3 protein-coding genes and 1 pseudogene are annotated in these 4,863 nt (G+C 71.4%); 1 reads left to right on the top strand and 3 read right to left on the bottom strand.

The window, feature by feature from the left end:
• Window positions 1-816 (top strand): annotated as a pseudogene (locus tag Q7T52_RS09730) (hypothetical protein); the annotation flags it as partial.
• 247 nt (window positions 817-1,063) lie between these two features.
• Here the strand turns inward: Q7T52_RS09730 and groL are convergent.
• From groL to Q7T52_RS09715, 3 genes are all read right to left on the bottom strand, one after another.
• Complete coding sequence (gene groL, locus Q7T52_RS09725; RefSeq protein WP_304801896.1) at window positions 1,064-2,695, bottom strand: chaperonin GroEL; 1,632 nt, start codon at window positions 2,693-2,695, stop codon at window positions 1,064-1,066.
• A 205-nt stretch (window positions 2,696-2,900) separates the two neighbouring features.
• Window positions 2,901-4,061 carry a hypothetical protein gene (locus Q7T52_RS09720; RefSeq protein WP_304801895.1) on the bottom strand — a complete coding sequence of 387 codons (1,161 nt, stop codon included), beginning with the start codon at window positions 4,059-4,061 and terminating at the stop codon, window positions 2,901-2,903.
• A gap of 46 nt (window positions 4,062-4,107) precedes the next feature.
• Window positions 4,108-4,623 (bottom strand): SigE family RNA polymerase sigma factor, encoded by a 516-nt coding sequence (locus tag Q7T52_RS09715; protein ID WP_304801893.1) that lies wholly within the window; start codon window positions 4,621-4,623, stop codon window positions 4,108-4,110.
• Between the last annotated feature and the right edge of the window lie 240 nt (window positions 4,624-4,863).

Genomic DNA, 4,863 nt, shown 5'->3' with positions numbered 1-4,863 from the left:
CCGGGCACCTGGACGCCGCCGCCCCCGAGCGCCCAGCCCCCCAAGCGGCGTCGTACGGCGGTCATCGCGGCCGCGGCCGTCGCGCTCGTCGTCGCCGTCGCCGTGGGCCTCGGCATCACGCTGGTGGCCAACGGCTCCGACGGCGAGCCCGAGGCCCGCGACGACGACTCGTCGTCGACCGGGTCGCCGTCGACCGACCCGACCAGCGACCCCACCTCGGACCCCACCTCGGACCCCACCACCGAGCCGACGACCGAGACCACGACCCCGACCACTCCCCCGACGCCGGACCCGCCGTCCGACCCCAAGCCGGTGCCGTTCTACCCCGACGTCCCCGCCGCCACCGGCATCCGGGTCGCCCTCGGTCCGGCCTCGCTCCGCGCGCCCGACGGCTGGCGCACGATCGACCCCGGGATCGTCGACCAGGGCGTGGGCGCGCGGGACTACGACGACCTCGAGGGCTACTACTCCTCGGTGTTCGTGCGGCGCAGCAACCCCGGCTTCGAGCTCGACTCGATCCCGCTGCTCAAGATCGCGGCCCAGAGCTCGGTCGAGGCCCTCGACGAGAACGACGGGTCGATCACCCTCGAGAGCAGCCAGCTGCTGCCGACCGCGTGGCTCGACGGCCAGCAGGCGGTGCGGATCCGCGCGCTCTACTACTCGCCGGGCGACAAGCTCTACTTCAGCGAGGAGACGTGGTTCGCCCAGCGCGGCAAGTTCCTCTACCGGATCACCTTCCAGCACAGCCGCGCCGACAGCCTCGAGGAGCGTCGGGCGCAGATCGACCCGATGATCGTGTCGTTCCGCTGGTCCTGAGCTGGCCCGCTGGCTGACAGCACGGACGACGAAGGGCCCCTCCCGGTCTCCCGGGAGGGGCCCTTCGTCGTTGGTGCTGGTGGCTACCGGGCGCCAGGCGCCCGGGCCACCTTCAGACTGGACTACACGGCGCAGGTCGCGGCCGGTGGTGCCCCGCTCGGGTCGGGCCCGCCGTACCAGACGGCGGCAGCCCTATGCGAGTGGTGCGGGTGCGCCGAGCGACACCACCGGACCGCGACAATTGCACTCAGAAGTCCATGCCGCCCATGCCACCCGAGGGGTCGCCACCCATGGGGGCGGCCTTCTCGGGCTTGTCGGCGACGACGACCTCGGTGGTGAGGAAGAGCGCCGCGATGGAGGCGGCGTTCTGGAGCGCGGAGCGCGTCACCTTGGCGGGGTCGATGATGCCCTCGGCGATCATGTCGACGTACTCACCGGTCGCGGCGTTGAGGCCCTGACCGGAAGGCAGGTTGGCGACCTTCTCGGCCACGACGCCACCCTCGAGACCGGCGTTGATCGCGATCTGCTTGAGCGGAGCGGAGGTGGCGACGCGCACGATGTTGGCGCCGGTGGCCTCGTCACCCTCGAGCTCGAGCTTGTCGAACGCGGTGGCAGCAGCCTGGACGAGCGCGACGCCGCCGCCGGCGACGATGCCCTCCTCGACCGCAGCCTTGGCGTTGCGGACAGCGTCCTCGATGCGGTGCTTGCGCTCCTTGAGCTCGACCTCGGTGGCCGCGCCGACCTTGATGACCGCAACGCCGCCGGCCAGCTTGGCCAGGCGCTCCTGCAGCTTCTCGCGGTCGTAGTCGGAGTCGGACTTCTCGATCTCGGCGCGGATCTGGTTGACCCGGCCCTCGATCTGGCCCTGGTCGCCGGCACCCTCGACGATGGTGGTCTCGTCCTTGGTGATGACGACCTTGCGGGCCTGGCCGAGCAGGTCGATGGTGGCGGTCTCGAGCTTGAGGCCGACCTCCTCGGAGATGACCTGGCCGCCGGTCAGGATCGCGATGTCCTGGAGCATGGCCTTGCGGCGGTCGCCGAAGCCGGGGGCCTTGACGGCGACCGACTTGAACGTGCCGCGGACCTTGTTGACGACCAGCGTCGAGAGAGCCTCGCCGTCGACGTCCTCGGAGATGATCAGCAGCGGCTTGCCGGACTGCATGATCTTCTCGAGCAGGGGCAGCAGGTCCTTGACGTTGCTGACCTTGGAGTTGGCGAGAAGGATGTAGGGGTCCTCCAGCACGGTCTCCATGCGCTCGGGGTCGGTGACGAAGTAGGCCGAGATGTAGCCCTTGTCGAATCGCATGCCCTCGGTCAGCTCGAGGTCGATGCCGAAGGTGTTGGACTCCTCGACCGTGATCACGCCCTCCTTGCCGACCTTGTCCATGGCCTCGGCGATGGCGTCGCCGACGGTGGTGTCGCCACCGGCGGAGATGGTGGCCGTGGCCGCGATCTGCTCGCGGGTCTCGACCTCCTTCGCCATGCTCGAGAGCTGCTCGGACACGGCGACCACGGCGGCCTCGATGCCGCGCTTGAGGCCCATCGGGTTGGCGCCGGCGGCCACGTTGCGCAGTCCCTCGCGGACCATCGCCTGGGCGAGGACCGTGGCCGTCGTCGTACCGTCACCGGCGACGTCGTCGGTCTTCTTGGCGACCTCCTTGACCAGCTCGGCGCCGATCTTCTCGTAGGGGTCCTCGAGCTCGATCTCCTTGGCGATGGAGACGCCGTCGTTGGTGATCGTGGGGGCTCCCCACTTCTTCTCGAGAACGACGTTGCGGCCCTTGGGGCCGAGGGTGACCTTGACGGCGTCGGCGAGCGTGTTCATGCCACGCTCGAGGCCGCGCCGGGCCTCCTCGTTGAAAGCAATCAGCTTGGGCATAACTCCTGAGATCCTCACGATCAGAGTTCTGGGGATCCGGTGTGGTGGGCTGCCCGCGACGGACGACCCCGCTCTCCGGCGAACCCTTTCTCGCCGGGAGGGAGCCTCAGCTGGCACCGCTCCGGTTGTCACTCTCGTGCTGAGAGTGCCAGCCTCATGTTTAGCACTCGACAGGGGAGAGTGACAACCCGGGTGCGGCCGGAGTTCAGGACAGCGACGCGTAGGACGCCACGTCGTAGCGGCCCTCGATCGTCGTCACCCGACGGAAGTCGTGCGTGCCGACGGTCCACGCCACGAGGGTCGGCTCGCCCTGCCGCGACTCGTAGACCAGCGTCCGGTCGTCGAGCCACCCGGCGACCGGGCAGCAGTCCTTGTAGCGGCCGCCCTTGACGGCGACCGTCCAGGTCATCGACAGCACCCCGGCGCCGTCCGCGGTCTCGAACGCGACCAGGTCGCTGTCGGTCGCGCCGTCGCGGCCGTTCACGCCGGTGCCCATCCCCCACGCCTGGGCGCTGCTGGGGGTGCGGCCGGGTGTGCGGCCGGTGGTGCTGCGGGTGGGGCCGTACGCCAGCGACCCTCCGACGTCGAAGCCGGGCTCGAGCCGCGGGAGCTCCTCCTCGCTCAGGACGGGCGGGGGGTTGGGGAACACCCGCAGCGCCCGGTCGGGGGCGACCAGCGGGATGCCGATGGTCGAGGCGTCGAGCCAGGTGGCGCCGTACGCCGACCGCCCCTCGGTGCTGATCGACGACCAGGCGCCGGTGCCCACCGTGTAGACCGCGACCGCCCCGTCCTGCGGGAACAGCAGGTGCTCGCCGTCGGGGCTCAGCATCGACGCCGAGGTCGGCGGCACCCGGTAGCCGTGGGGCTTGGCGACCTGGTCGAGGCGGCCGACGTCGACGCTCACGACGCTGTTGCGTGCCCCGACGAGCAGCACGCGGTCGCCAGTCGCGAACGCGGCGAGGGCCGGGCCGACGAGGTCCTTGGTCCGCACGCCCAGGTCGAGGGTCTGCGGGAACGGGCCGTCCTCGACGAGGGGGAGGTCGCGCTCCTCCTCCTGGCTGGGGCTGAACCAGACGGGGACGCTGTTGTAGGAGGTGTCGGCGGCGTCGGGGGTCGGGGTCGGGGTCGGGGTCGGGGTCGAGGGTTCGACGGCCGGGAGCGGTGCGACCGGCCGGGGGGAGGTCGGGTCGACCCAGGCGACGACCCCGGTGACGGCGACCGCACCCGCGGCCACGCCGCCGACGACGGCCAGGCCGCGGCGACGGCGTACGGCCCGGCCGGCACGCCAGGCCCGGGCCGACAGGTCGACGGGGGTCTCGTCGGCGACGCGGTCGTGGAGGAGGTCGCGCAGGGAGTCGGTGCTCATGCGGGGTCCCCGCGGTGTTGGTCGGCGGAGGAGGGAAGCGGGGTGCTCATGAGGGGTCTCCGATCAGCTCGGCGAGCTCGGGGGCGGCCTCGCGCAGCCGGCGCAGCGCGAGGTGGGTCTGGCTCTTGACGGTGCCGACGCTGACGCCGAGCGCGTCGGCGGTGTCGCGCTCGGTGAGGTCGGCGTAGTAGCGCAGGACGACGACCGCCCGCTGCCGCGGCGTCAGGGTCGCGAGCGCGTGGTCGAGGAGGAGCCGACGGTCGGTGAGGTCGGCGGCGGCGAGGCCGGGGCGTACCTCGGCGACGACCACCTCGCGGCGGTGCTTGCGCCACCAGGAGATGTTGCGGCGTACGACGACCTGGCGTGCGTAGGCGTCGGGGTCCTGGCCCGAGAGCCGGCCCCACCGGGCGGCGACGGCGGTGAGGGCGTCCTGGACGAGGTCCTCGGCCCGGTGGCGGTCACCGGTGAGCAGGATTGCCGTGCGGAGCAGGGTCGGCTGGCGCTGGGCGGCCCAGCGCGTGAAGCCGGCCTCGTCGCCGTCGTGGTCCCGCACACCTCTCACAACGCCTCAGGGTCCCGGATGGTTGGAGCCGTCGGCAGGTCCAACTCGTGCGATCGAACGAATTGGACGCCACTCGGCCTGGTTCTAAGGCACCGACTCGTGCGATCGAACGAGTTGGATGCCGCTCAGCCCCGACCCGGCCACCAACTCGTGCGATCGCTCGAGTTGGTCCCCGTTCAACCCGGTCCCGAACCACCAACTCGTGCGATCGCTCGAGTTGGTCCCCGCTCAACCCGGTCC

Source organism: Nocardioides sp., from assembly GCF_030655615.1.
Classification (GTDB): domain Bacteria; phylum Actinomycetota; class Actinomycetes; order Propionibacteriales; family Nocardioidaceae; genus Nocardioides.
Note: the sequence above shows the minus strand (reverse complement) of the source record. Positions and strands in the feature narration are given on the sequence as shown.

What these genes read in the sequence shown, in the direction of transcription:
- Q7T52_RS09720 (WP_304801895.1), bottom strand. Translation starts at nt 4,061, where the DNA reads ATGAGCACCGACTCCCTGCGCGACCTCCTCCACGACCGCGTCGCCGAC.
- groL (WP_304801896.1), bottom strand. Translation starts at nt 2,695, where the DNA reads ATGCCCAAGCTGATTGCTTTCAACGAGGAGGCCCGGCGCGGCCTCGAG.